The following is a 5,467-nucleotide window of genomic DNA, read 5'->3' on the forward strand; positions in this document are numbered from 1 at the left end:
TGGACACCGCCACGTTATTGACGGGGATGGCAGTGAACGTCGCACTGGTATTCCCGGACTTGCCGCCCGCGCTGGCTGTCACGGTTACGCTTTGCGCCACGGTATCTGTCAGGTTAAGCGTGGCGATACCGCTGGCATTTGTGGTGACGGTCAACGGCGTGGTGGCGGTGGCGTTGCCTGTTCCCAGACTCCAGGTGACGCTGACGCCGGACATTGGCTGACCGCTGGCGCTGGTGACCAGCGCCTGAGCAACGTTGGCTGTTGTGCCATTGGCCAGAGAATCATTCGTCGCCATAGTAACGGCAACGTTCTGAACAACCTCAGCAATAAACGAGGCATTGGTGGATTCCGTCTTTCCGAGCGCAGTGGCGCTCAGTTTGACAGTACCCGCCGTGGTGCTGCTAAAGTGGATAGTCGCATGACCATTACCGTCGGTGGCATTGTCACTGCTGACAACAGTGGCCTCCGCGCCCGTTTGCCACGTCAGCGCGATACCAGTCATGGGATTACCCGCAGCATCTTTTACTGTTACCTGCGCGGCATTCTGATCCCGGCCATCTGCCTGGCTGTTGTTTTTAGTCAGTTGCAGGTTAAGGGATGCCGCATACTGAACGAACGCGCTTGGCGTGGCGCGGGAAAGCGCACCAGACGTTGCAGTAACCGTGACCTGTTCTGCGGTAGTATTCGTGATATTCACGCTGGCGTTTCCGCCACTGTCCGTCACGCTGCTGATCGTGCTGAGTCGCGCGTTACCCGTCACACTCCATGTGATGGCTGCCCCGCTGACAGGTTTGCCATCTGAAGTGACTGCGTGCACTATCGCCGTATTGGCCGTCGTACCATCTGCCGGGCTGTTATCTTTTATACTCGCCAGCGTCAAATCCGCCAGCACATTCCCGTCCTCTTTTTTCTTGTACTGCAGGATAATTTCGTTGTTACGATCGACCAAATCGTAACGGCTGCCAGCAAGACTGCGGCGAATGGCCACTTGGTCTGAAGAGATTTGCGACTCCCATGACTGTCCAATGGAATAACGGAAATTGAGACTGAACTGTGTGTCATCCATTGAATCCTGCCCGCGTTTGTAATCCACCGCAGCGGTAATCAACGGAACAGGAGTATAATTCAGGCCGACCGTAACGGCTGATGGGTTGTTCTGAAGATGGTCTTTATCAAACAGCGCGACCTTGTCACCATAATACTGCTCGTACATGACTTTCGCGCCCAATTGTGGATAAGCAGGCAGATAACCTTCCGCTCGGAGATCATACCCGTCGGCCGGTTTTTCATCATAGTCATAAAAATCTCGTGAGCTGTGCCATTCCGTGGTGCCAACATAGGTATTCGCTGCAAGCTTCAGATAATTTGTCCAGGCCTCTGCGCCGAAGCCGACGCGACGGTTTTTACCCGTAAAATCATCATCGAGAAAAACGTTACCACCAAACATCCAGTTTTCGGTGTAGAAGGTTCGTACACCCACGCCGAAGTTTCCGGTCGTACGGCCATCGGGTGCGCGAACGCCAAGTTGCGTAAACAGAATAGACTTTTTGTTATCGTAAAGTGGCGCCAGAAAATCGAACGAACTGTCGTCCCAGTTGCCATCATTATCGACATTCAGCTTAATTTGCGCCGTTCCGAACTGATTTAACCATTCCTGAACAGAAGTCGCCGCAGCACCTGTAACCATATTAGTGGCGGAAGTTTTTAAACCTTCACCGCCATTACTGGCTGTACTGCTTGCAAGGTTTGTCAACGTCTGCTGGGTTGCCGGAGAGGAAAAGTAAGTCGCATCAGAATGATTTACTGAACTGGCGTTAGCGGAAAGACTTACCAATAAAGGAAATAAAGCCTGGATGAGAATCTGGATCCAGACGACGGACCTGAGTTTTATTCTCATTAGGTCGAATATTTTCATATAGTTAATCCATGCGCAAGTTTATGTAATTAAAAAAATAGCCATTATTTATTATATATTAAATATTAAATAATAGCGGTTTCTCATAAGGTGAAAGAACAATAAGGCTATTGCTATTCAAGGTTAATGCCACACAGTTTACAGGGAAAGATAATTTAATAAACACTTTAAGAAAGATATTAATCCAAAATAGTATTGCAAAAGATTGCACACTTAAAGAATTTATTTAAAAAAAGCAAAAAACATTAATAGCACTGTCATTTTAAGCTTTTAATTAATAAGCACCCAGTCTAAATGTTAACTACATTTAGACTTTGATTTTTTTTGATACATCTATTTTATAGACCAGATTGACTACTTTTGCTAAAGGAATTGTAAGCAGGCTCCCATTTGCCTGAGCGCATCACGCTGGCATGACGTTGAGCTCTTTGCGGTGTCTGTTTTGCCCATGTACTGTCGAGCATTTGCGAGGCAGCCTCATCCCAGTTTTCCGCCTGAATAAAGGCCAGCATATGTCTGAACTTGCCCAGCCCGCTAATCCCCATCTGGTAAGCCATTGAGGTTAGAATATCACGACGTGGCATATTACAGACGGCCATCGCCATAGAAATGTCTTCATGTGCCAGCATACCTGAGTTAACATTTTTAACGATGTCACTCAGCCATGCATCGATTGTGGTATTTTCCAGAGTGAAAAGATAATTCGATAGCGATGCCCCCTGTGGACCGAGCCTGAATCCCACCCCGATGGTAGGATAGCCCAGGCTATCAAGATAAGGACTTTGTCTCACACCCTCTTCCTGTCTCAATAGCAGAATGATTTGGCTTTCCTGAGCTTGATTCGCTTCGATAGACATCTTACACCTCCTCCTGGCTGTCGGATTCTGTGGGCAGCCCAGACAGTCCAGTCACTGTTGTTAAAAATGTAAAAAACGCCAGACGATTAATTGTTTTCACGTCGCGATGTTAAGTATGAATCCGCAGTTTAAATTAACATTACCAATAAAAGTGCATCATTTAAGTAAACATATTGACTTAAAAATGAAAACTGTCAGTACATTCAAATTAACCCTCGAAACATCAGCTTGGAAATTAAGCATCGCGACAGAATACCTCTGACTGCGCCATTAATGCTCAGTTGACATACTTTTTTTGCACAGCTCGCACGATAATATTTGCTATCGTCATTCCAGTGAGTTGAGCAGGAATTTAGTGGTGCATTTTCTTACTGACTCTGAGTGCAAAATGTAATACATTCCATCGCAGCCTTATCGTGTAATATTTTAACTAAGTCACGTAGCCGGGGAGAAAGGCATGGCCTTACTGATGTCAAAAAAATTAAAATACTTTATGATCTGTTACGAAGCACAGTGCCTTAATCATGCTGCAGAACAATTATGTATCACCCGGACTCCCCTGGCCAGGGTGATACATGAGCTGGAAGAAAGAGCGGGAGGAAAACTTTTTGAACGCAAATACAATAAGCTGGAACCTACCGATCTCGCATTGTCTCTATACGAAAAGGTAAAGCCAGTCTACGATCTGCTGGCCTCTATTGAAGTTGAATTCAATTTGATATCAGGGCAAAGCCCGCTTGAGGTAATCTGTGATATCAGCGTGCCATATATCATTTATCAGTACCTGCTCTATAATCTCAGAAACATGCAGCCCAGCTTAAATTGTCGCCGGGTGTTTATCTCCCCCTCCGATATGCAATCGGTCATTTTAAACCCTAATATTATTATTTTTTCATTTCGGGAGTTAGTTCTTCCCGGGATCTTTCGCCATTACGAAATCAGTGATGAGTCATTATACCTGCTAATCCCCAATAGTATTTCTGAATCCGGGTTTCATGATTTTGAGACAATGAAGAGCGTAAAGCTTTTTATTCGTAAAGACGTCCTGACCTCTGAACTGAAAGGAATCATAGCTAAAAGTTTAAGGAGTTATTTACCTTATCTTGAAATGAAAGAGACCGAACAGGATACAGCGTCAATCCTTATGACCGTCAGCGCTGGTGAGGGTATGATGCTGCTACCAGAATGTTTAACATCCTATTTCTCGCCGCCAAATACCCATCAAATTCGCTTATCCGATATTAATATCAAAACGAGTATGTATGTGAACAGACACCTGAAAAATGAAAAAGTTATTAATGATGTATTAAAAATACTTAACTCAGTGACACATAATAAACTGTCTAAAAGAGATCTTTAATACCTGGTGACGTGATCTTCCTCAGAGCAGTTTCAAGTTCTGTTGCCTTGAGGTTGATCAATGTCAGAAGAAGTCTGGTGTTCTCATTAACAATGACGATTCTTCCCCGCGGATCGTCTGAAACTTCAAATGTTCCTGGATACAGTGTATTCATCTCCTGAAACAATTGCAATTCTACTGAAGACAAATCGTATAACACCGAACCACATACAAGGTGGCTTTTCAGAATACTCGCGACATGAATCAATAACGACACATTCGACAATGATAATATTTCCGTCATTTAAATCAGGCTCTTGGATTAAGGGGGGTTGTCTATACATGTGCCACTATAATACTCATACTTTCAAAGCACAATAGCCCACCCACAAAGCATTATCTCCCCCGAATTTTAGCGTGTAATAATCATTCACTTTTATTGTATAGTTACTTATAAAACTTTATTTTGTTAATTAAATAACAATACTTCCCTGTACTAATGATTCAATGAACAGACATTCTCGTTCACCTGAGCTCATGTCGGGATCAGCCGTTCAACCTATTCAGAAACAGGTGATCCCCGCGAGTTTAATTACTTTTTCTGCGACGGATAAAAGATGAGATATCAATACCCGTTCTTTTTTTCACTGTAAAGACAAGAAGTTGCCCTATCCCATGCGTTCCCACTAATGAGAGAAAGATGGCAATAGCACCCGAAGAGACCTTTACCCCAGCCATGGCAGATAACTGCATTACATGAGGACGAATGAGATAAAAAAGCAGTAAACAGATAATCACATCCCCGGCCATCTCTCTGAATTTTCCTCCGCCGTATAGCCAGCGCCCAAACTCACCAAGCGTAATAATACAAAATACCCTTGTCATCTCGACAGGTTGTGAGATCAGGGTTGTTATCCATTCGCCGACGGTTATTTTATCGCTCATTCTGTTACCTCATTTTCAGTAGCCAACACACTTCTGCCCACTCGCGCAGAATTTACCGGCAACAGGTTACCCTGTATTGCTGTGGCTAAAATGACTCTTTGCCTTTCCGGAATGAATTAAAAAGATAAACTCTTGCCCCTCACGCATTACGTTTAAAATCAGCCTTCCCCCCGCCTCCGTCATTAATGCGCAAAAAAGAGAAGGTTGGCTGCAGTGTTTTGCACAGTCAGCGCTGTTTTTTTATTTACGATGATAACCGGATTCACATTCAGATATGAATTCCTGCTGTCTGATCAAGACAAACAGACTGACATTCATTAATAAGGAAAGCATTATGACCAGCCTTGTATATTCCGTTACATCCGATAAAAATACGCTGCCGGATGACAAGTCATTAACAGCAACAATTAC

4 protein-coding genes are annotated in these 5,467 nt (G+C 44.2%); 1 reads left to right on the plus strand and 3 read right to left on the minus strand.

Features of this window, described 5'->3' with window-relative positions; all coding sequences use genetic code 11:
* The coding region (locus tag WB371_RS14410; protein WP_336220730.1) for an inverse autotransporter beta domain-containing protein at positions 1 to 1,687 on the minus strand (1,687 nt) is incomplete at its 3' end.
* Positions 1,688 to 2,253: 566 nt separating this feature from the next.
* Positions 2,254 to 2,772, minus strand: coding sequence for a glycoside hydrolase family protein (locus tag WB371_RS14415; protein WP_336220731.1), 519 nt, complete (start codon positions 2,770 to 2,772; stop codon positions 2,254 to 2,256).
* A gap of 457 nt (positions 2,773 to 3,229) precedes the next feature.
* Between WB371_RS14415 and WB371_RS14420 the strand changes: the two genes are divergently transcribed.
* Complete coding sequence (locus WB371_RS14420; protein ID WP_336220732.1) at positions 3,230 to 4,132, plus strand: LysR family transcriptional regulator; 903 nt, start codon at positions 3,230 to 3,232, stop codon at positions 4,130 to 4,132.
* A 567-nt stretch (positions 4,133 to 4,699) separates the two neighbouring features.
* On the opposite strand, the gene WB371_RS14425 is transcribed toward WB371_RS14420, so the two are convergent.
* Positions 4,700 to 5,056 carry a hypothetical protein gene (locus WB371_RS14425; protein ID WP_336220733.1) on the minus strand — a complete coding sequence of 119 codons (357 nt, stop codon included), beginning with the start codon at positions 5,054 to 5,056 and terminating at the stop codon, positions 4,700 to 4,702.
* Between the last annotated feature and the right edge of the window lie 411 nt (positions 5,057 to 5,467).

Origin of the sequence: Citrobacter amalonaticus (assembly GCF_037053465.1) — a bacterium.
Classification (GTDB): Bacteria; Pseudomonadota; Gammaproteobacteria; order Enterobacterales; family Enterobacteriaceae; genus Citrobacter_A; species Citrobacter_A amalonaticus_H.